The sequence below is a fragment of the Rhodococcus koreensis genome, assembly GCF_900105905.1.
Lineage (GTDB): Bacteria > Actinomycetota > Actinomycetes > Mycobacteriales > Mycobacteriaceae > Rhodococcus_F > Rhodococcus_F koreensis.
In genome coordinates this window covers 4,105,421-4,126,275 of sequence record NZ_FNSV01000005.1, presented here as the reverse complement: position 1 = coordinate 4,126,275, position 20,855 = coordinate 4,105,421, and the positions used below count along the sequence as shown (strand labels likewise).

18 protein-coding genes are annotated in these 20,855 nt (G+C 68.0%); 12 read left to right on the top strand and 6 right to left on the bottom strand.

Annotation, left to right across the window (positions count from 1 at the left end):
- Positions 1-59 precede the first annotated feature (59 nt).
- Positions 60-623: a PaaI family thioesterase gene (locus tag BLV94_RS23305; RefSeq protein ID WP_072947407.1), complete on the top strand. Its 564-nt coding sequence runs from the start codon at positions 60-62 to the stop codon at positions 621-623.
- 6 nt (positions 624-629) lie between these two features.
- Here the strand turns inward: BLV94_RS23305 and radA are convergent, their stop codons facing one another.
- A complete protein-coding gene (gene radA, locus BLV94_RS23300) occupies positions 630-2,012 on the bottom strand; it encodes a DNA repair protein RadA (RefSeq protein ID WP_072947408.1) in 1,383 nt (460 codons plus the stop codon).
- 46 nt (positions 2,013-2,058) lie between these two features.
- Positions 2,059-2,691 (bottom strand): copper chaperone PCu(A)C domain-containing protein, encoded by a 633-nt coding sequence (locus tag BLV94_RS23295; protein WP_072947409.1) that lies wholly within the window; start codon positions 2,689-2,691, stop codon positions 2,059-2,061.
- A 263-nt stretch (positions 2,692-2,954) separates the two neighbouring features.
- Here BLV94_RS23295 and carD point away from each other — a divergent pair, with 263 nt between their 5' ends.
- Genes carD through rlmB form a run of 5 tightly spaced genes read left to right on the top strand, consistent with a single transcriptional unit; the run spans position 2,955 to position 6,995 of the window.
- Positions 2,955-3,443, top strand: a complete 489-nt coding sequence (gene carD, locus BLV94_RS23290) for an RNA polymerase-binding transcription factor CarD (RefSeq protein WP_005262216.1) — start codon at positions 2,955-2,957, stop codon at positions 3,441-3,443.
- 18 nt (positions 3,444-3,461) lie between these two features.
- On the top strand, positions 3,462-4,142 hold the full coding sequence (gene ispD / locus BLV94_RS23285; protein ID WP_072947410.1) for a 2-C-methyl-D-erythritol 4-phosphate cytidylyltransferase: 681 nt from the start codon (positions 3,462-3,464) through the stop codon (positions 4,140-4,142).
- On the top strand, positions 4,142-4,618 hold the full coding sequence (ispF, locus tag BLV94_RS23280; RefSeq protein ID WP_005244898.1) for a 2-C-methyl-D-erythritol 2,4-cyclodiphosphate synthase: 477 nt from the start codon (positions 4,142-4,144) through the stop codon (positions 4,616-4,618). Before ispD ends, ispF begins: the two co-directional genes overlap by 1 nt.
- A gap of 11 nt (positions 4,619-4,629) precedes the next feature.
- Positions 4,630-6,024: a cysteine--tRNA ligase gene (gene cysS / locus BLV94_RS23275; protein WP_072947411.1), complete on the top strand. Its 1,395-nt coding sequence runs from the start codon at positions 4,630-4,632 to the stop codon at positions 6,022-6,024.
- Positions 6,025-6,026: 2 nt separating this feature from the next.
- Positions 6,027-6,995 carry a 23S rRNA (guanosine(2251)-2'-O)-methyltransferase RlmB gene (rlmB, locus tag BLV94_RS23270; RefSeq protein WP_072947412.1) on the top strand — a complete coding sequence of 323 codons (969 nt, stop codon included), beginning with the start codon at positions 6,027-6,029 and terminating at the stop codon, positions 6,993-6,995.
- A gap of 13 nt (positions 6,996-7,008) precedes the next feature.
- On the opposite strand, the gene BLV94_RS23265 is transcribed toward rlmB, so the two are convergent.
- Positions 7,009-7,890, bottom strand: a complete 882-nt coding sequence (locus tag BLV94_RS23265; protein ID WP_072947415.1) for a 5-oxoprolinase subunit C family protein — start codon at positions 7,888-7,890, stop codon at positions 7,009-7,011.
- 47 nt (positions 7,891-7,937) lie between these two features.
- On the opposite strand from BLV94_RS23265, the gene BLV94_RS23260 reads away from it, so the two are divergent.
- Positions 7,938-8,627: a ZIP family metal transporter gene (locus BLV94_RS23260; protein WP_072947413.1), complete on the top strand. Its 690-nt coding sequence runs from the start codon at positions 7,938-7,940 to the stop codon at positions 8,625-8,627.
- Between the two features lie 4 nt (positions 8,628-8,631).
- Here BLV94_RS23260 and ald read toward each other — a convergent pair whose 3' ends face one another.
- Positions 8,632-9,738: an alanine dehydrogenase gene (ald, locus tag BLV94_RS23255; RefSeq protein WP_072947414.1), complete on the bottom strand. Its 1,107-nt coding sequence runs from the start codon at positions 9,736-9,738 to the stop codon at positions 8,632-8,634.
- Positions 9,739-10,035: 297 nt separating this feature from the next.
- Between ald and BLV94_RS23250 the strand changes: the two genes are divergently transcribed.
- Both BLV94_RS23250 and BLV94_RS23245 read left to right on the top strand, forming a co-directional pair.
- A complete protein-coding gene (locus BLV94_RS23250; RefSeq protein WP_208613698.1) occupies positions 10,036-10,563 on the top strand; it encodes a winged helix-turn-helix domain-containing protein in 528 nt (175 codons plus the stop codon).
- The gene (locus BLV94_RS23245; RefSeq protein ID WP_143051382.1) at positions 10,542-11,117 is read left to right on the top strand and encodes an IS630 family transposase; all 576 of its coding nucleotides are present in this window, start codon (positions 10,542-10,544) and stop codon (positions 11,115-11,117) included. The genes BLV94_RS23250 and BLV94_RS23245 overlap by 22 nt, the downstream gene beginning before the upstream one ends.
- Positions 11,118-11,157: 40 nt before the next feature.
- Here BLV94_RS23245 and BLV94_RS23240 read toward each other — a convergent pair whose 3' ends face one another.
- Positions 11,158-12,765: a PucR family transcriptional regulator gene (locus tag BLV94_RS23240; RefSeq protein WP_072939605.1), complete on the bottom strand. Its 1,608-nt coding sequence runs from the start codon at positions 12,763-12,765 to the stop codon at positions 11,158-11,160.
- A 141-nt stretch (positions 12,766-12,906) separates the two neighbouring features.
- Between BLV94_RS23240 and BLV94_RS23235 the strand changes: the two genes are divergently transcribed.
- The 3 genes from BLV94_RS23235 (at position 12,907) to BLV94_RS23225 (ending at position 19,220) form a co-directional block, all read left to right on the top strand.
- Positions 12,907-14,424, top strand: a complete 1,518-nt coding sequence (locus BLV94_RS23235) for a CoA-acylating methylmalonate-semialdehyde dehydrogenase (RefSeq protein WP_074933797.1) — start codon at positions 12,907-12,909, stop codon at positions 14,422-14,424.
- Positions 14,425-14,444: 20 nt separating this feature from the next.
- Positions 14,445-15,833 (top strand): aspartate aminotransferase family protein, encoded by a 1,389-nt coding sequence (locus tag BLV94_RS23230; protein WP_072939519.1) that lies wholly within the window; start codon positions 14,445-14,447, stop codon positions 15,831-15,833.
- 129 nt (positions 15,834-15,962) lie between these two features.
- Complete coding sequence (locus BLV94_RS23225) at positions 15,963-19,220, top strand: NAD-glutamate dehydrogenase domain-containing protein (protein ID WP_072939516.1); 3,258 nt, start codon at positions 15,963-15,965, stop codon at positions 19,218-19,220.
- Between the two features lie 62 nt (positions 19,221-19,282).
- Here the strand turns inward: BLV94_RS23225 and BLV94_RS23220 are convergent, their stop codons facing one another.
- Positions 19,283-20,779, bottom strand: coding sequence for an APC family permease (locus BLV94_RS23220; protein WP_072939513.1), 1,497 nt, complete (start codon positions 20,777-20,779; stop codon positions 19,283-19,285).
- Between the last annotated feature and the right edge of the window lie 76 nt (positions 20,780-20,855).

Below are 20,855 nucleotides of genomic sequence, written 5' to 3'. Positions count from 1 at the left end.
GTCACTTGTCGGGGACCGCCGCGGAAACACGTCCGGACCCGCGTTTAGATTACCTATCCATGAGTGGTACCTGGACTTTGCCCGACGACCTGACCCTGCCCGGCCGGGTCGGCAGCTTTCCCGCCGCAGGTCAGCCGGTGCCGCACCACTGGTCGAGGTGCTTCGGGTGCGGAGACCAGTCGCCCGCCGGCATGTCGATGAGCTTCACGGCCGGGAACGGGCTCGACGTGTGGGGCCGGCTCGAGGTGGCACCCCGCTACCAGGGCGGTCCGGGAGTGATCCACGGCGGCATCCTGTCGACAGCGTTCGACGAGGCGCTGGGCATGGTGTGCCGGTCGATCGTCGACGGACCGGTGGTCACCGGGCATCTCGAGATCGACTTCGCCAGGCCCATACCGCTGGGTTCCGTCCTCGAATTCCACGCGCGGGTCGACGGGTCGATCCGGCGCAAGGTGTACGCGAGCGCCGAGGCGCGCATCGTCGAGGGGCCCACCGCCGACCCTGGCGTGGTGGTGGCGACGTCGAGGGGGCTGTTCCTCACCGTCACGGCCGAGCACTTCGAAAAGACGAAGGACTTCGTGGACGGCGTGCCGGAGCGCCCGTTCGGAACCTCGTCGATCTGAGCAATCTCACCGCAGCGACGCGATCGCTGCTCCCAGGTTCCCGACCTCGGTGACCTTCATACCCTTCGGCGCCGCCCCGGAGTCGAGGGGAACGATGGCGCGGGTGAACCCGAGGCGGTGCGCCTCGGCGAGCCTGCGCCCGACGCCGGGCACCCGGCGAACCTCACCGGCCAGTCCCACTTCGCCGAGGATCACGAGCCCGTCGGGAACGGGACGGTCCTTCACCGCGGACGCGACGGCGAGGGCCAGCGCCAGGTCAGCGGACGGCTCGGTCATCCGCATCCCGCCGACGGTGGCGGCGTAGACGTCGTTCTTCGCGATCGGCACCCCGCACCGGCGGTCGAGCACGGCCAGGACCATGGCCACCCGGGCGCTGTCGAGTCCGCTCACGGCGCGCCGGGGTGCGGGCATGGACGTGGCCGCGACGAGTGCCTGCACCTCACCGAGGAGTGGCCGTTTGCCGTCCATCATGACGGTGACGGCGGTTCCGGGAACGGCTTCGGCGCGGTGGTGGAGGAACAGTCCGGACGGGTCGCTGATTCCGGCGATGCCGTCTTCGCGCAGTTCGAAGCAACCGACCTCGTCGGCGGCACCGAAACGGTTCTTGACGCCGCGCACCATCCGCAGCGTCGAATGCTTGTCGCCCTCGAAGTGCAGCACCACGTCGACGAGATGCTCGAGCGACCGCGGACCGGCGACCGCACCGTCCTTGGTGACGTGGCCGATGAGGAGCACCGGCACGCCGCTGGCCTTCGCGAGGGAGGTGAGGGCGCTGGTGACGGCCTTCACCTGGGTGACGCCGCCGACCACGCCGTCGACGTCGGCGGCCAGCATGGTCTGCACGGAGTCGACGATCAGCAGGGTGGGACGCACCTGCTCGACGTGACCGAGGATGGTCGCGAGATCGGATTCGGCGGCGAGATAGACCCGCTCGTGGACGGCGCCGGTGCGGTCGGCCCGCAGTCGCACCTGCCCGGCGGATTCCTCGCCGGTGACGTAGAGCGACCGGTCGTCCGGGCCTCGCCGGGCCCACTGGTGGACCACCTCGAGGAGCAGGGTCGACTTGCCGACGCCGGGTTCGCCTGCGAGGAGAACGACGGAACCGGGCACCACACCGCCGCCGAGAACACGGTCGAGTTCGTCGATGCCGGTGGGCTTGGCGCGGGTGGACGTGCTGTCGATCCGCGTGATCGGAGTGGCCGGGGTGGACGGAAGGACCGCTCCGGCTCCCGCTTTCGCGAGCGAGGCGCCGGAGCGGCTCGCGACGGCTGCGACGATCGGGGCCTCGTCCATCGAGCCCCAGCTACCGCATTCGGGGCACCGCCCGACCCATTTGGGAACCGTGCACTGGCACGACGAGCAGCGGAAGCTGGATTTGAGTTTGGCCACCCGGCCAGCCTAGGTATCGGGTCCGACAGCGGACCCGATACGGCTGCTAGTGTCCGCCGCCCTCGGCTTCGGTGCCGGGCGACTTGTCGGAGACGTGCCGCTCGGTCTCGTGGCCCGCGTCGACGGGAACGGACACGGTGATGTCTCCGGCCTTCTCGAACGAGAACGTGACGGGGAAGGTGAGGCCCGGGCGGACGCCTTCCTTCAGGCTGTTCAGAGTCACCAGGACGACGTCGGTCGGCGCGTCGGCGCTCTTGTCCGTCTCGGCGGCGGCGTCCGCGCCGGCTTCGGCGTCCCCGACCGGCAGGCCGGCGACGAGCGCGCTCTGCGGCGGAATCTCGAGTCCGCCGGACTTCTCGCCGAGCGTGACGGACTGCGCGAAGTCGGTGCTGATGCGGGTCAGCGTGTCCGGGGTGTCCTCGTTGTTGTTGATCGCGGTGAACGCCAGGACGGCGTTGCTCCCCGGCTCGAGGCTGTACTCGGCGGAGTTGGGGTAGACGACGTGCACGTTGCGCAGGGCGATCGATCCGGCCTCCGCGCTGTTGCCGTTGACCGCGGCGACCTGACTCGACGTCTGAGTGATCTGGCCCGCACTGCACGCGGACAGCACGAGGGCTGCGCCGGCAGCGAGAGCGACGGCGATAGCGACTCGGCGAGTCGACTTGTCGAGAGCAGTCACGAGTTGTCCTCCGGTGTCAGGTTCGCACTTCAACTAGGCAGAGTAGTAGTTCCCCCGCGTGGCCTGCTCGCTGGGTACTCACAATGGTTGTCTGCGTGCGGTTTCGGTGCCGGAGAACGGCCGGATCGGGGTGTCCGGAATGCACGTATCGGGACCCCTGTCAACCCCTAGGGTCAGGCCATGATGCCCCTGACCTGCACCGTTGATGCGACCAGGATCCGGACACGTGTTAAACTCGAATGATCGAAAGGGGCACGGGACAGATGATTTTTAAGGTCGGAGACACCGTCGTATACCCCCATCACGGTGCGGCGCTGATCGAAGCTATTGAAACCCGCACCATCAAGGGTGAGCAGAAGGAATATCTCGTTCTCAAGGTTGCTCAGGGCGATCTCACCGTACGGGTTCCCGCAGACAACGCAGAGTACGTGGGCGTACGCGACGTCGTCGGCCAGGAAGGTCTCGACAAGGTCTTCCAGGTACTGCGGGCTCCGCACACCGAAGAACCCACCAACTGGTCACGCCGCTACAAGGCGAATCTCGAAAAGCTCGCGTCCGGTGACGTCAACAAGGTCGCCGAGGTCGTTCGTGACCTGTGGCGTCGTGAGCAGGACCGCGGTCTGTCCGCGGGAGAGAAGCGCATGCTCGCGAAGGCGCGGCAGATCCTCGTCGGCGAACTCGCACTCGCCGAAGGCACCGACAGCGACAAGGCCGAGACCATCCTCGACGAGGTCCTCGCGGCCGCGTCCTAGACAGTCGCGATACACACAGTGGCCGAGGGACAAGGTCCTGTAGTCGCGCTGGTTCCCGCCGCAGGTCAGGGAGTGCGTTTGGGTGAGAACAAGCCCAAGGCATTCGTTGATCTCGGGGGGACGACCATGCTGACACGCGCGGTCGACGGGCTCCTGCAGTCGGGGGCTGTCGACCGCGTCGTCGTGATCGTCCCGGAGGAACTCGTCGAGTCGACGCGCAGCCTCCTCCCCGGTGACGTCACCGTCGTCGCCGGTGGGAGTGAGCGGACCGATTCGGTTCGCGCCGGACTCGCCGTCGCGGACGACGCCGAATATGTCCTCGTGCACGACGCCGCCCGCGCTCTGACGCCGCCGTCGCTCATCGCGCGGGTGGTCGCGGAGCTGCGGTGTGGCCGCACCGCGGTGATTCCCGTCCTCCCGGTGGCGGACACCATCAAGACCGTCGACGTTCTCGGTGCGGTCACCGGCACCCCCGAACGGTCCGAACTGCGGGCGGTGCAGACGCCGCAGGGTTTCACCGCGGAACTGCTCCGCCGCGCGTACGCCGCCGCCGACGGCATCGCCACGGACGACGCCGGCCTGGTGGAGCGGCTCGGGGAACGGGTCCGCAGCATCGTCGGAGAACCCACAGCATTCAAGATCACCACGCCGCTGGACCTCGTCCTGGCCCGCGCGCTGGTGGAAGAGGGAGCGCACTAGTGCGAGTCGGAATCGGGACGGACGTCCACCCGATCGAGCAGGGACGGCCGTGCTGGATGGCGGGCCTGCTGTTCGAGGACGAGAACGGCTGCGCGGGTCACTCCGACGGCGACGTCGCCGTCCACGCACTCTGCGACGCCCTGCTCTCCGCCGCCGGCCTCGGCGATCTCGGCTCCGTCTTCGGAACCGGCAGACCCGAGTGGTCCGGGGTGAGCGGCGCCGCGATGCTCGCGGAGGTCCGCCGGCTCCTGGAAGAGGACGATTTCGGTGTCGCCAACGCCGCGGTCCAGGTGATCGGGAACCGGCCGAAGATCGGCCCGCGCCGGAACGAGGCCCAGAAGGTGCTCAGCGACATTCTGGGAGCCCCGGTTTCGGTGTCCGCGACCACCACGGACGGGCTTGGTCTCACCGGCCGCGGCGAGGGGATCGCCGCGATGGCCACCGCATTGGTCATTCCCGATCGAAGCGCCAGGTAGGATCGCTGGTCGTGACCCTGCGCCTATTCGACACCGAGACGCGGGCCTTGCGTGACTTCGCTCCGCTGGCCCCTGGACACGCATCGGTGTACCTGTGTGGCGCCACGGTGCAGGGCGACCCCCACATCGGTCACGTACGCAGCGGCGTCGCCTTCGACGTGCTGCGACGCTGGCTGCTCGCCCACGACTACGACGTGGCGTTCGTCCGCAATGTCACGGACATCGAAGACAAGATCCTGAACAAGGCCGCCGAGGCGGGCAGGCCGTGGTGGGAGTGGGCCGCCACGTTCGAGCGGTCCTTCACGTGGGCCTACCAGCAACTGGGTGTGCTGCCGCCGTCCGTCGAGCCGCGCGCCACCGGGCACATCACGCAGATGGTCGAGATGATGCAGCGCCTCATCGACAACGGCCACGCGTACGCGGCGGGCGGCGACGTCTACTTCGACGTCCGCAGCTACCCGCAGTACGGCAGCCTGTCCGGGCACAAACTGGACGACGTGCACCAGGGCGAGAGCGCCGGCGAATGCAAACGCGACCCCCGCGACTTCACGCTGTGGAAGGCGGAGAAGCCGGGCGAGCCGTCGTGGCCGACGCCGTGGGGCCGTGGCAGGCCGGGCTGGCACCTCGAGTGCTCCGCGATGGCCGAGTTCTATCTCGGGGCGGCGTTCGACATCCACTGCGGTGGCCTGGACCTGGTGTTCCCGCACCACGAGAACGAGATCGCGCAGGCCAAGTGCTCCGGCGACGACTTCGCGCAGTACTGGCTGCACAACGGCTGGGTCACCATGGGTGGCGAGAAGATGTCGAAGTCGCTCGGCAACGTTCTCTCCGTGCCGAACGTGCTGAAAAAGGTTCGGCCGCAAGAGCTTCGGTACTATCTCGGCAGTGCCCACTACCGGTCGATGCTCGAGTACTCCGACACCGCGCTCGACGAGGGCGCGGCCGCGTACCGCCGCATCGAATCGTTCGTCACGCGCACGCAGGAGCGCGCCGGTGAGGTCGCGGTCGGCCGGTGGACGGACGCGTTCGCTCGCGCTCTCGACGACGACCTCGCCGTCCCCGCCGCACTCGCCGAGGTGCACGGCAAGGTCCGCGAGGGCAACATCGCGCTCGACGGGGGAGATCTCGAAGGCGCGCGCGCAATCGCGTCGCAGGTCCGGGCCATGCTCGGAATCCTCGGCGTCGACCCGCTGGACGCGCACTGGACTCAGGAGACCGCGGACGCGTCCGCGGCAACCGATGCCCTGGACGTTCTGGTCCGGGCCGAACTCGAGCGCAGGCAGACTGCCCGCGCCGAGAAGAACTGGGCTGTGGCCGACGAGGTGCGTGACCGTCTCATCCGGGCGGGCATCGAGGTCACCGATACCCCCAACGGGCCCGAGTGGTCTCTCAAGGCAGGACAGTAGTAATGGCTGGAAATTCGAGTAGGCGCGGAGCCATCCGCAAGGCCGGCACCAAGAAGGGCCAGGTCGCCGGTTCCGGTGGCCAGCGTCGCAAGGGGCTGGAAGGCCGTGGCGCCACGCCGCCCGCGGAGGCCCGCACCAAGCACCCCGCCGCGAAGCGGGCCGCCCGCGCCGCCCGGGACGCCGAGAAGCAGCCGGGCCGCGGTCGTCAGACCGCGGGTCGCAAGGTGCTCGACGGCCCCGAGAACGTGCTGGGCCGCAACCCCGTCGTCGAATGCCTGCGTGCCGGTGTCCCCGCGACCGCACTGTACGTCGCGGTCGGGACCGAGAGCGACGACCGTCTGAAGGAATCCGTCCAGCGGGCGGCCGACGCGGGCATCTCCATCCTCGAGGTTCCCCGCACGGATCTCGACCGGCTCAGCGCCAACGGCATGCACCAGGGCATCGCGTTGCAGGTGCCGCCGTACCGCTACGCGCACCCCGACGACCTGATCGCGGAAGCCCGCAAGCACCAGGAGGCGCCGCTGCTGGTGGCCCTCGACAACATCACCGACCCCCGCAACCTCGGTGCCGTCGTCCGGTCGGTGGCTGCGTTCGGTGGTCACGGTGTGGTCATCCCCGAGCGGCGCAGTGCGTCGGTCACCGCGGTGGCGTGGCGCACGAGCGCCGGCGCCGCCGCGCGTCTGCCCATCGCCCGCGCCACCAATCTCACTCGCACGCTGAAGGATTGGGCGTCCAAGGGCGTCCAGGTGGTCGGGCTCGACGCGGGTGGCGACACCACGCTCGACGAGTTCGACGGCAGCGGCCCGGTGGTCGTCGTGGTCGGCTCCGAGGGCAAGGGACTGTCGCGTCTGGTGCGCGAGAACTGCGACGCCATCCTCAGCATCCCGATGGCAGGCCCCGTCGAATCGCTCAACGCGTCCGTCGCCGCGGGTGTTGTGCTCGCCGACATCGCCCGGCGCCGCCGGAGTTAGATTTCCGCCCCGATCACTTCGGGATCGGCGACGTCACCACCCGGTGGAAGCGCACCCGGTGCCCGGGTCGCAACTGCGCGGCCATCGGCAGGTCAGCCTCGGCGACCACGGCGATCACCGGGTAGCCGCCCGTCACCGGATGGTCGGCGAGGAACAGGATCGGCTGACCGTTCGGGGGCACCTGCAGGGCACCCGCCACCATGGCCTCGCTCGGCATCTCGTCACGCACGGATCGGTGCAGCGCTCCCGGGCCCTCGAATCGCGCCCCCACCCGGTTGGTGTCGGAACTGACCGTCCACGTCTCGCGGAGAAGGGCGTCGACCGACGCGGGCGTGAACCAGTCGTCCCGCGGTCCGAGGCGGACGCGCATCGTCAACGGATCCTCGGGGGTGACCGGTGGCGGGATGATCTCGTCCGCGGGCCAGTCGCCGGCATCCGCACCCACGAGCAACCGGTCACCCTCGGCGACGGGATCGGGGCCGAGGCCCGACAGTGTGTCGGTGGACCGGCTCCCCATCACCGCGGGTACGTCGAACCCTCCCCGCACCGCGACGTAACTGCGCAGCCCCTCGGTCGCGAACGCGATCTCCAGTAGATCTCCCGTGTTCAGGTGGAGCATCGTGTAGTCGGGTCGGGGTTCGGAATTGACGGTGACGGGGTTGCGGGCGCCCGTGACGGCGACGGAGACGGTCCCGGTCGCCCGCACGGCCAGCCCGCCGAGCGTGACCTCCAGTGTGGCTGCGCCGGAGTGGTTGCCCACCAACCTGTTTGCGCTGTCGTGCGCCTCGCGGTCGGCGGCACCCGACTCGCCGACACCGATGGACGCATAGCCGGGGCGGCCGCGATCCTGCACGGTGGTGAACGGTCCGGTGCGCACGACCTCGAGCCAAGCCATCGTCCGATTGTCCCGCATCCCGGCGTCGTCTGGATACGCTCTCGACCATGTTGACCGCGACTCTGTACGGCCTCGGCACGGCCGTACCCTTGCTGATCGGTGCCGTCGTCGGGCTGCGCTACGACCTGCCGCGGCCGGTCCTCGCGGCACTCATGGCGTTCGGTGCGGGAACGATGGTGGCCGCCGTGTCCACCGAATTGTTCCAGCCCGCGTTCGAGACCGAAGGGATCTGGACGGCAGGCGCGGCCCTGTTCACGGGGGCACTCGTCTACGTGGTCGCAGACCGGCTCATCGAGCAGAAACTCGGTGCCGCCGCTTTCGGCTGGGCGTTGATGCTCGGTGCGCTGCTCGACGGCATCCCCGAGAACACCGCCCTCGGGGTGACGATCAGCAGCGCAGGCGGGGTGGTGCTGCTCGTCGCCGTCGCGGTCGGAAACGTGCCCGAGGCGGTCGCGGGCGCGGCGTCCATGCGGTCCCAGCCGCACTTCAGCCGCGGCCGCGCCCTGTCGGTGTGGGTGGCGACCGCCGTCCTGCTGGTGCTGGTGGTGATCGGTGCCGATGCCGTGTCCGACACCATCTCCGACGGCACCATCGCGACCATCCAGGCGTTCGCCGGTGGCGCGACCATCGCCGTGCTCGCGGACTCGCTGATGCCCGAGGCCTACCGGGAAGGTGGGTGGTGGGTCGGGTTGTCCACCGCGCTCGGGTTCCTCGTCGCGTTCGGGCTCGGCGCCTAGCGTCTCAGGCGGGCAGTGTCGCGGCCGGGTAGCCGTGCGCGGCAGCGACTTCGGTGGACAGCAGCTTGCCGTCGTGGGTGGACAGTCCCTCTGCGAGGCCGGGAACGGTCGCGGTCGCTTCCTGCCAGCCCTTGTCGGCGAGGGCGACGACGTACGGCAGGGTCGCGTTGGTGAGCGCGTAGGTCGACGTGCGGGGGACGGCGCCGGGCATGTTGGCGACGCAGTAGAACACCGAGTCGTGGACCTGGTAGGTGGGTTCGGCGTGGGTGGTGGGACGCGAGTCCTCGAAGCAGCCGCCCTGGTCGATGGCGATGTCGACGAGCACGGAGCCGGGCTTCATCCGGGAGACCAGGTTGTTGGAGACGAGGGTGGGGGCCTTGGCGCCGGGGACGAGGACAGCTCCGATGACGAGGTCGGCGTCGAGGACGGCCTGCTCGAGTTCGAGACTGTTGGAGACGATGGTCTTGACCTGGCCGTGGTACTGGGCGTCGATCTCCCGGAGGCGGGCGATGGACAGGTCGAGGACGGTGACGTCGGCGTGCATGCCGTGTGCGATGGCGATGGCGTTCTTGCCGGAGACGCCGGCGCCGATGACGACGACCTTGGCCGGTCGCACCCCGGGGACACCGCCCATCAGAACGCCGCGGCCGCCGCCCTGGCGCATCAGGTGGTAGGCGCCGGCCTGCGGGGCGAGGCGTCCGGCGACCTCGCTCATCGGGGCGAGCAGCGGCAGGGAGCCGTCGGCGCCGGTGACGGTTTCGTAGGCGATGGAGGTGGTCTTCGACGCCAGCAGTGCGTCGGTGCACTCCTTGGATGCGGCGAGGTGCAGGTAGGTGAACAGCACCTGGTCTTGGCGGAGGCGGGGGTATTCCTCGGCGATGGGTTCTTTGACCTTCAGTAGCAGGTCGGCACTCTCCCAGACCTGGTCGGCGGTCGAGAGGATCTGCGCGCCTGCGGCTTTGAAGTCCGCGTCGGCGAAGGACGAGCCGACGCCGGCCCCGGTTTCGATGATCACCTCGTGGCCGCGGCCGACAAGTTCGTGGACACCGGCGGGGGTGATGGCCACGCGGTATTCGTGGTTCTTGATTTCGCGGGGGATACCGACCTTCATGAGAACTCCGTGCTGTTGGAAATTCGATTGGTAGGTGCCAATAGTGAAGAAAGCGATCATTCATGCCAACAGTTCTGAAGATAATTCTCAATATCGGGGTTCCGGATCGCGACTATTCGGATGTTGGCACCCTGAGCCGGTTCTCGTCGAACGATGTTCGAGAGTGGCTACGCCCCGTGAGTACTTATTAACCGCCCGACGTTAATAAGTACTCTTAACCGCCCGACGTTAAAGATGTTTCGGTAATAGGGTGTGTCGTTGCGCGTGATTCGCACCGTGCTGCTTGATCATTGATGAATGGCAGGGAAGGAAACCGGTTCCGGCGTGGGGTCCGACGCCCGGAAAGTCAAGCGGCGCGGCGGTCGCCGTGACCTCGGGGCGTTGCGTGACCGGCGGATGCAGGCCGCGGAGATGTTCGCCGCAGGGCGGCGGCAGGTGGATGTCGCGGTCGAGTTGGAGGTCTCCCAGCAGACCGCCTCACGCTGGCATCGACAGTGGATCGAAGGAGGCAACGAGGCATTGGAAGGTGCCGGTCGCGCGGGACGTCGGTCCCGGCTCGATGACGCCCAGATCGCCGTGATCCGAGAGGAATTGCTGAAAGGGCCCCAGGCTCACGGCTTCGCGACCGGGGTGTGGACGCTGGGCCGGGTCGCGATCGTGATCGAGCGGCTCACCGGCGTGACCTACGGACCCACCCAGACCTGGACGATCCTGCGGACCAGGCTGGGCTGGAGCCGCCAGCGTCCCGCACGGCGGGCAGTCGAACGCGACGAGGACGCCATCGTCGCCTGGCGCGAGAACGAGTGGCCGCGGATAAAAAAATAGCGCGGCGCCAAGGTGCATGGATCTGCTTCCAGGACGAAAGCGGTGTGTCGCTGCTCCCGGTGGTCCGAGCAACCTGGGCGCCGAAAGGCGTGACACCGGTTCTGCATCATCGATTCTCCTGGAAACGCATGTCCATGGCCGGGGTCCTGGCCTATCGACACGACCGCAGTCGCAGCGCGTTCGTGTTCTCCATGACCGACGGCGCCTACAACACCGACAAGCTCATCGAGTTTCTCACCGAATTACGCACCCATTTCGCCGGCGAGAAGGTCATCGTGATCTGGGACGGGCTCATGGCCCACCGGTCCCGCGCGATGACCGCGTGGCTGGCCACCCAACGCGACTGGCTCCACGTCGAACGCCTCCCTGCCTATGCTCCTGAGCTCAACCCGATCGAACAGGTCTGGGGCAACATGAAATCCACCGAACTGGCCAACCTGTGCCCCGATACCCTCGACGAGGTCCGCGTGGCGACCGAGTTCGGGCTGACCCGAGTCGGCTCGAGCTACGACCTGTGTCAGAGCTTCCTCGACCACACCGGACTTTCCTTATGATCAGTTCTCACTCAATTACCGAAACATCTTTAATAAGTACTCACGGGCGGCGGAGCTGCAGGATCAGCATGGCCGTGTGCAGCGACGTCCGGGACTCGGCGTCGTCGAGGTCGACACCGAGCAGTCGCTCGATCGTGGCCAGCTTCGCGTAGAGCGTGGGGCGCGAGAGGTGGAGCCTCTTCGCGAGTTCCGTCTTGTTGCCGCCGAGTTCGAGGAAGCTCCGCAGGACTTCGACGCTGTCGCCGCCGTGGCGCGCGCGATGCTCCAGCAGGCCGCGGAGTTCGGTTTCGGCGAACGCCTGCACCCGCGGATCGGTCCGGATGAGGGCGAGGAGCCCGCGCAACCGGATGTCGGCTGCCCGGTGAAAAGCCTTGTCGTCCGGTGGCAACGACAGCGCGACGTCGGCGATGTGCGCGGATTCCGCGAGGCCGCCCGCGGCGTCCAGCAGCCGGGTCGATTCGGGGCCGACGCCGATCGTGCAGTGCAGGACGCCGTCGAGCCGGGCGAGTGCGGCGCGGATCGCCCCGCAGAGTTCGGTCAGCGCGCCGGGTGCGGACACCGGCGGATGGGACAGGAGCAGGTCGATCTGCCCGGCCCGGGTGTTCGCGGTCAGTGCCGTCTGCCGCGACGTCCGGACCGCGTGACGCACGGCGTCGAGCATGGTGATCCGGCGTCGCTGTGCCAGAACCTGGTCGGCGCTGGCGGTTTCGCCGACCCGGACCGTCATCGGCAGGTAGGTCAGTGCCGGCCGGAGACCGAGTGCGTGGGCGCGTGCGGTCGCCTCGGCCTCGTCCTGGATGCGTCCGCGGCGGAGTTCGTCGATGAGCCCACTCTGGGCCTGCTGCTCGAGTGCGGTTCGGTCCTGTTCGACCATGCGGTGCAGTGCGAGCGCTTGGGCCGCGCGTTCGAGGGTCATCCGCGCACGACCTTCCGCGGCGACGGGGCGGGGGGCGACGAGTCGTCCCCATTCCTGCCGATGTGCGCCGACGGGGGTGGTCGTCCACGACTCGGGCCCGTCGACCGCGGTCTGATGCGACACGGGCGTGAGCCGCGACCGGCGTTCCCACTCGGCGAGGAGGTCCGCCGTCGCGGTGCCCTGCGCCGCGAACGCCAGCACCTGCCGGTTGAGGTCTTCGAGCACGATCGGGGCGCCGAGCATGCCTGCCGCGGCGTCGACGATCTCGCCGAGCGACGCCCGCTTCATGCTGAGGTCGGTGAAGACCTCGTGGGCGTGCCGTGCGAACGCGACCTCGTCGTACTGCTCTGCGACGATCGATCGGTGCACAGCCTCCGTGACCTCGACGAACTTGATCTGACGGTGCAGCGCGATCAGGGGGAACGACAGTCTGTCGGCGGCGCGTGCCACCCCGTCCGGGACGGTGTCGACGTGGACGCCGAGTTCGACGACGAGTCCGGCTGCGCCCGCCGCGGCCAGCCCTTCCAGGTATTCCACGCTCGACGAGTCGTCGGCGAGGGGTTGCCCGGTGGTGAGGACGAGTTCGCCGCCCTGGAGGAGGTTCGACAGGTCGGGTAGATCGCTGACGTGCACCCATCGCACCGGCCTGTCGAGTGTTCCGCCGCCGATCACCTCGGGCGTCCCGGCCTGGACGACCGGGAGCGCCAGGATGTCGACGATGGTGGGCAGCATTTACGCAGTGTAAATCAGAAGGCGGATTGTTATACAGATCGTCGGGGTCTGGGGGCTGGTTCACGGACCAGAGTGGAGGCATCACGCGATCCGTGCGGATCGCCCCGGTATCCGCTCTCTCCCGGTTAGGACACCCATTTCATGACACACAGCGACGGCGCCGCGCAGACCCGAACGATCTCGCACTGGTTCGACAACAAGAGCTTCGCGGGCACCAGCGGGAACACCGCCCCCGTCACCAACCCGGCGACCGGCGCCGTGACCGGTCAGGTCGCCCTCGCCAGCGTCGAGGACGCCCGCGCGGTCATCGACTCGGCCGCCGCCGCCTTCCCGGCGTGGCGTGACACCTCGCTTGCCAAGCGGACGCAGATCATCTTCAAGTTCCGGGAACTGCTCAACGAGCGCAAGGGTGAACTCGCCGAGATCATCACCTCCGAGCACGGCAAGGTCGTCTCCGACGCCCTCGGTGAGGTGAGCCGCGGCCAGGAGGTCGTCGAATTCGCGTGTGGCATTGCGCATCTGCTCAAGGGCGGCATGACGGAGAACGCGTCGACGAATGTGGATGTGCATTCGATCCGTCAGCCCGTCGGACCGGTCGCGATCATCTCCCCCTTCAACTTCCCCGCCATGGTCCCGATGTGGTTCTTCCCCGTCGCGATCGCCGCCGGCAATACGGTGGTGTTGAAGCCGTCGGAGAAGGACCCGACCGCCGCGATCTGGATGGCCGAACTGTGGGCCGAAGCCGGCCTGCCCGCCGGGGTGTTCAACGTGCTGCAGGGCGACAAGACGTCCGTCGACGAGCTCCTCACCAACCCGGCCGTCAAGGCGATCAGCTTCGTGGGGTCTACCCCGATCGCGCAGTACGTGTATGCCACCGGCACCGCCCACGGCAAGCGAGTTCAGGCATTGGGTGGGGCGAAGAACCACGCCATCGTCCTGCCGGACGCCGACCTGGATCTGGCCGCCGACGCCATGGTCAACGCCGGCTTCGGATCCGCCGGCGAACGCTGCATGGCCATCTCCGCCCTCGTCGCCGTCGGGGACATCGCCGACGAGTTGGTCGCGAAGATCACCGAACGCACCAACACGTTGAAGATCGGCGACGGCACCAAAGATTCCGACATGGGACCGCTGGTGACGAAGGTGCACCGCGACAAGGTCGCCTCCTACATCGACGCCGGCGAGAAGGACGGGGCCACCATCGTCGTCGACGGCCGGCAGGTGCAGGCCGACGGTGGCGAGGACGGGTTCTGGCTCGGCCCGACGCTGATCGACCACGTCACCACCGACATGAGTGTGTACACCGACGAGATCTTCGGACCCGTCCTGTCCGTGATTCGCGTCAAGAGCTACGACGAGGCGCTGGAACTCATCAACTCCGGCCCGTTCGGCAACGGCACCGCGATCTTCACCAACGACGGCGGCGCCGCCCGGCGGTTCCAGAACGAGGTCGAGGTCGGGATGGTCGGCATCAACGTGCCGATTCCGGTCCCGACCGCGTACTACTCCTTCGGTGGCTGGAAGAACTCGCTGTTCGGCGACACCCACGCCCACGGCGCCGAAGGCGTCCACTTCTTCACCCGCGGCAAGGTCGTCACCAGCCGCTGGCTCGACCCGAGTCACGGCGGCATCAACCTCGGCTTCCCCCAGAACAACTGAGCAGGAAAGGACCCACGGTCATGACGACGACAGTCTCCCAGGAACTCCTGCCCACCGGTCAGCCCCTCGACGCGGCCCGTGCCGAGGGCGAGCGCGCCTACGCGCTCGACCGCGCGCACGTGTTCCACTCGTGGTCCGCGCAGGAGCAGATCACACCGATGACGATCCTCGCGTCCGAGGGTTCGTACGTGTGGGACGGTGCCGGGAACCGCATGCTGGACTTCTCGTCCCAGCTGGTCAACACGAACATCGGGCACCAGCACCCCAAAGTCGTTGCTGCCATTCAGGACCAGGCCGCGAAGCTGTGCACCATCGCACCGCAGTATGCGAACGACGCCCGCTCCGAAGCCGCGCGGCTGATCGCCGAACGAACCCCGGGCGATCTGAACAAGGTGTTCTTCACCAACGGTGGCGCCGACGCCAACGAGCACGCCGTGCGCATGGCCCGCCTGCACACCGGCCGGTACAAGGTGCTCTCCCGCTACCGCTCGTACCACGGTGGCACGGACACCGCGATCAACCTCACCGGTGACCCGCGTCGGTGGCCCAACGACTACGGCAACAGCGGAGTCGTCCACTTCCACGGACCGTTCCTGTACCGGTCGCAGTTCCACTCGGAGAACGAGCAGGAGGAAACCGAGCGCGCGCTCGAGCACCTCGATCAGTTGATCCGCCTCGAGGGGCCGAACTCGATCGCGGCGATCGTGCTCGAATCGGTTCCCGGGACCGCGGGGATCATGGTGCCTCCGCCCGGTTACATGGCCGGCGTCCGCGAGATCTGCGACCGCTACGGCATCGTGTTCATCGCGGACGAGGTGATGTCGGGGTTCGGCCGGACCGGAAAATGGTTCGCGATCGACCATTTCGGTGTCATACCCGACCTGATCACGTTCGCGAAGGGGGTCAACTCCGGCTACGTTCCGCTCGGCGGTGTCGCGATCAGTGAGAAGATCGCGGCGACGTTCGCCAACCGGCCGTACCCGGGCGGACTCACCTACTCGGGACATCCGCTCGCCACCGCCGCCGCGGTCGCGACGATCAATGCGATGGAGGACGAGCGGATCGTCGAGAACGCGGCCAGGATCGGCAGCGAGATTCTCGGTCCCGGACTGCGTGGCCTCGCCGACCGGCACCCGTCGATCGGTGAAGTGCGCGGGCTCGGCGTGTTCTGGGCGATCGAACTCGTCGCCGACCGTGCCACGAAGGAACCGCTCGCCCCGTACGGCGCGTCCAGTCCGGCGATGAACGAGGTGATCGCGGCCTGCAAGGCAAGTGGACTGCTGCCGTTCGCCAACTTCAATCGTATTCACGCGGTGCCGCCGTGCACCGTCACCGAGGCCGAGGCCCGTGAGGGTCTCGCGGTCCTCGACACGGTTCTCGACATCGCGGACGCACACCGCAACTCCTGACACACCCCGTCCGACGACACACCCGTGTCCCGGCACTCGATCCGCCCCGCGGTCAATGGCGCCCGCGGGGCGGATCTTTCTCTATTCCACGACAACCACTCGGCGCCCGGATCTCAACGGAGAGAATCTATGAGCTCGATTTCGTCCACGATCGCCCTGTCCCTGCCGGAAGGCTATGTCGAAGAACGGGATCGGCCACCGCTTCCCGACGTCGCCATCCTCGACCGACTGACCGCCGACGCCTTCGACCTGCACGTCGACACCGCCGGAACCGGTGAGAATCCGCAGTTCCGGGTCACGCTCTACAGCGGCGGCTCGACCGTGTCGCTCGAGCGGGTGCTCCGCCTCCTCGGGAGTCTCGACCTCGCGGTCGACGACCAGCGGACGTCCGTATTCCGCCGCGCCGACGGACTGGTGTGCCGGCTCTACGACTTCCGGGTGTCCGCGGGACCGCTCGTCGCGTCCGCGATGGCCGCGGGATCCGTCGAGCCCGAGGCCGTCGTGGAGACGTTTCGGGCGATGTGGTCGGGCCGGGCGGAGGCGGATCGGTTCAACGTGCTGGTGCTCGCCGCCGGCCTCGACTGGCGGGAGGTCGTGCTCCTGCGCGCCTACGCGCGCTTCCTGCGGCAGAGCGCTCTGCCCTACGACCAGGGCCGGATCGAGGCGGTGCTGTTGTCGCGTCCCGAGTTCGCCTCTGCGCTCGTGGGTCTGTTCCACGCGCACTTCGATCCGCGCGGGCATTCTGCCGGCGACGTCGAAACCTGCCGAGCCACGGTCGAGTCACTGCTCGAAGAGGTCGAGGGCCTCGACGCCGACCGGATCCTGCGCGCGTACGTGAATCTCGTCTCGGCGACGACCCGCACCAACTTCTACCGGGACGGGACGCTCGGCCCGGCCCGGCCCCAACTGTCGCTGAAGTTCCGCTCCGGCGAGATCGACGAACTTCCGCGGCCGCGGCCGTTCTACGAGGTCTTCGTGTATTCACCGGACATGGAGGGTGTGCATCTGCGATACGGACCCGTCTCGCGCGGCGGCCTCCGCTGGTCCGACCGCCCCGACGACTATCGCACCGAGATCCTCGGACTCGTCAAGGCGCAGGCGGTGAAGAACGCCGTGATCGTGCCCGCAGGCGCCAAGGGCGGTTTCGTCGTGCGCAATCCGTCGTCCACCGGCCTGGACTGCTACCGGCAGTTCATCTCCGGGTTGCTCGACGTCACCGACAACCGTTCGGACACCGCCGAATCGGTTCACCCGGACGGCGTCGTCTGCCGCGACGGCGACGACCCCTACCTGGTGGTGGCGGCGGACAAGGGCACGGCCACGTTCTCCGACGCCGCCAACGAGGTGGCCCGGAAATACGACTTCTGGCTCGGTGACGCGTTCGCGTCCGGTGGTTCGGTCGGCTACGACCACAAGAAGATGGGCATCACCGCGAAGGGTGCCTGGGTGAGCGTCACCCGGCATCTTTCCGAACTCGGAATCGACGTCGATCGTGACAGCTTCACGGTGGCGGGGATCGGCGACATGAGTGGCGACGTCTTCGGCAACGCCATGCTGGAGACGTCGAGCATCGGGCTGGTTGCCGCGTTCGACCACCGGCACATCTTCGTCGACCCCACTCCCGGCCGCGAGCAGGCCTGGCAGGAACGCCGTCGGTTGTTCGAGCTGCCGAGGTCGTCGTGGGCCGACTACGACCGGACGCTCATCAGTGCGGGCGGGGGTGTCTGGTCGCGGGAGAGCAAATCGATTCCGGTGAGCAGCCAGATGCGGACTGTGCTCGGTCTCGCTCCGTCGGTGACGACGCTGACGCCGCCGGAGATGATCCGCGCCATCCTCGCAGCCCCGGTGGATCTGCTGTTCAACGGCGGCGTCGGGACGTACGTCAAGGCCTCGTCGGAGTCGCACACGGACGCGGGGGACAAGGCGAACGACAACGTCCGGATCGACGCCGGCCGGCTGCGCGCACGGGCCGTCGCCGAGGGCGGGAACCTCGGCATGACCGCACTCGCCCGCATCGAATTCGCCCGCACGGGTGGACGCGTCAACACGGACGCACTGGACAACTCGGCCGGCGTGGACTGCTCGGACCACGAGGTGAACATCAAGATCCTGCTCGACTCGCTGCCGGTCGACCGGCGGCTCGATCCGGCCCGGCGCTCGGACCTGCTCGGGACACTCACCGACGACGTGTCGGAACTCGTCCTCGCGAACAATCGCGCACAGAATCGGGTTCTCGGCGACGCCCGGTCGAACGCCCACCGGATGGTGGACGTGCACGCACGGATGGTGGGCGACCTGGTCGACAAGCGCGGCCTGGACTGCGAACTGGAGGCGCTGCCGAACGCCGACGGCTTCACCGAACTGTCGGAGGCGGGGCTCGGGTTGACCTCACCGGAACTGGCGACCCTCCTCGCGCACGCCAAGCTGGATCTCAAAGCGGAACTGGTGGATTCGGCCGTCTTCATCGACGGGTACTTCTCCGGACGGCTCGGCGCGTACTTCCCGGCTGCACTGCGCTCCGTCCTCCCCGTCGACGCGCACCCCCTCCGCCAGGAGATCCTCGCCACCGAGATCGTGAACGACATCTTCGCCCGCGGCGGGCTCAGCTATGCGCACCGGTTGCGCGAAGAGACGGGGGCCGGGCCCGCGGATGTGGTGCGCGCGTTCGTCATCACGTCGGAAGTGTTCGGGCTTGCGGAACTCTGGTCCGACATCGCCGCGGCGAAACTGCCGCCGGCGACGGAGTACGAGCTGGTCGTCGAGGCCCGCAGGTTGCTCGACCGGGCGTCGCGGTGGTTCCTCGCCAACCGACGCCAACCGCTGTCGGTGGACGCCGAGATCGACGACTTCCGGCGTGCCGTCCACACGCATTCCGGCGACGTCGGCGGATGGCTCCGCGGCGCCGAGGTACTGGCGATGGAGGAAACGCGGCGAATCTACGACGAGGCGGGCGTCGAGACGTCCATCGCCCGGCGGATCGCGGACGGCCTCTACCGGTTCAGCCTGCTCGACATCGCCGACGTCGCCCGCGAACTGGACCACGACGTCGCCGAGGTGGCGCCGCTCTATTTCGCGCTCTCCGATCACCTCGGTGTGGATCGGTGGCTGATCAAGGTGTCGGCGCTTCCACGGGGTGAACGGTGGCACACCCTCGCCCGGGTGGCGCTGCGTGACGACCTGTACCGCTCCGTCCGGCTCCTGACCCGCGACGTGTTGTCCTCGGGTGAATCCGGAGATTCAGCGGACTCCCGGATTCTTCTGTGGGAGAGCACGAATCGGGCGAGAATCGAGCGCGCTCGCCGGACGCTGGGGGAGATCGACGCCGCGTCCACCCACGATCTCGCGTCACTGTCGGTCGCGGCGCGCCACGTGCGCTCCATGGCCTGATGCGCTTCGCGCCTGTGAGTACTTATTAACCGCCCGCGGTTAATAAGTACTCACAGGCGAAGCTATACGGTGCGCGCCGGGTCGGCGGCGGGGGCGTCGTCCTCGTCGTCGTCGGGCACGAAATCGGCCTCGACGGCGGACGCCGGTTCCTTCCAGACCCACGGCTGACCGTCCTGGACGACGCGCCGGTAGGCGTACAGCACGATCGACAGGGACAGGACGAAGACCCCGACGATCAGTTCCTTCGTGCTGCCGTAGCCGGTGATGGAGGCGCTGAGAGCGCCGACGACGACCATGATCGTGTCGACGACCACGAGGACGCCGGCGATGTACACCCACTGCTTGCCGAGCTTGATGGGGCGATGGGCGTCCGGTTCGTCGCGGCGCAGGTTGAGGAAGCCGGTCAGCGACAGGATGTGGCAGATCAGGTAGCCGACGATGCCTGCGACGATGACGGCGAGGGCCTCGCCGACGAACAGGATCAGGATGACGTTGACGAGCAGGTCGAGCGACATGGCCCGCCCCGGGACCTTGAAACGGTTGAGTTCACCGAGTTGCTTGATGGTGAGGCCCTCGCGGGCGCTGCCGTGGAGCACGCGTCCGCCGTCGGCGGTGGTCATGACCATCAGGAGAACGAGGCCGGCGATGAGGCAGATCGCCATCACGATGTCGCCGCCGGGGAGGAGGCTTTCGAACACGGTCAGGTAGAAGGAGACGGGGTTCTCGGCGACGTCCGCCTGGTCGACGAGTCCGCCGACGCCGAACGGGACCAGGATGTAGACGGCGATGACGAAGAAACCGGCCAGTCGCAACGCAATTCGGCTGTCGCGGATGGTGTCGCGGAACTCGGGCACGAACGAGGCGACCGCCTCGATGCCGTAGACCGACCAGGCGAGGACGAACATCCAGGCGATGGCGGTGCGCCAGCCCGCTTCACCGCTGGCGGCGATATCCCAGTGCAGGTTGCTCATCGACCAGGTGTCGGATAGGAGCGGAGCGGCCGCGAAGACGACGATCGGGACGAGGACGAGGGCACCGGTCGCGTACATCAGCCACATCGCGGGACGCATCCCGAGGACGTTCAGTCCCCAGCCCATGAACAGGACACCCAGTGCGATGACGTGGGGTAGTCCGATGGTGGCCAGGCCCGTGGAGAACGTCCACGTCTGTTCGGGGAACCACTCGGCCTGGACCAGTTTCCCGATCTGGAGGCCGTAGATGGCGAGCGAACTGGACCACGAGAACCAGTAGCCGTAGGTCGCGAGCGGACCGACGAGGGTCGAGCGGGTCCGCCAGCCCTGATGGGCGTACATCGAGATGCCGCCGACCTTGTCGACGAACATGCTGGCCATCTCGGAGTAGATGAAATTCTGCAGGCACGCCAGGACGGCGACGGCGCCGAGGAGGACGAGCGTCGTCCAGGCGCCGATCAGGCCGATTGCGTAGCCCATGCCGACGAACAGTGCGGCCGGGATGGAGAGGCTGATGGTGAAGCCGTCCCACCACCGCAGGTTCTTCTCATAGGTGTGGTCGTCGGCGAAGGAATCGTGCAAGCTCACGGGATTCTCCAGTTCTGGGCCTTGTCGGCGCAGTGTGTGTATTCAGAATGCGGCCCTCGGTGACTCGAGTCGAGTG

Bases quoted from the DNA above. Each gene is read 5' to 3' on its own strand.
- BLV94_RS23305 (WP_072947407.1), top strand. From the start codon at position 60: ATGAGTGGTACCTGGACTTTGCCCGACGACCTGACCCTGCCCGGCCGG.
- carD (WP_005262216.1), top strand. From the start codon at position 2,955: ATGATTTTTAAGGTCGGAGACACCGTCGTATACCCCCATCACGGTGCG.
- rlmB (WP_072947412.1), top strand. From the start codon at position 6,027: ATGGCTGGAAATTCGAGTAGGCGCGGAGCCATCCGCAAGGCCGGCACC.
- BLV94_RS23265 (WP_072947415.1), bottom strand. From the start codon at position 7,890: ATGGCTTGGCTCGAGGTCGTGCGCACCGGACCGTTCACCACCGTGCAG.
- BLV94_RS23260 (WP_072947413.1), top strand. From the start codon at position 7,938: ATGTTGACCGCGACTCTGTACGGCCTCGGCACGGCCGTACCCTTGCTG.
- ald (WP_072947414.1), bottom strand. From the start codon at position 9,738: ATGAAGGTCGGTATCCCCCGCGAAATCAAGAACCACGAATACCGCGTG.
- BLV94_RS23250 (WP_208613698.1), top strand. From the start codon at position 10,036: ATGGCAGGGAAGGAAACCGGTTCCGGCGTGGGGTCCGACGCCCGGAAA.
- BLV94_RS23240 (WP_072939605.1), bottom strand. From the start codon at position 12,765: ATGCTGCCCACCATCGTCGACATCCTGGCGCTCCCGGTCGTCCAGGCC.
- BLV94_RS23235 (WP_074933797.1), top strand. From the start codon at position 12,907: ATGACACACAGCGACGGCGCCGCGCAGACCCGAACGATCTCGCACTGG.
- BLV94_RS23230 (WP_072939519.1), top strand. From the start codon at position 14,445: ATGACGACGACAGTCTCCCAGGAACTCCTGCCCACCGGTCAGCCCCTC.
- BLV94_RS23225 (WP_072939516.1), top strand. From the start codon at position 15,963: ATGAGCTCGATTTCGTCCACGATCGCCCTGTCCCTGCCGGAAGGCTAT.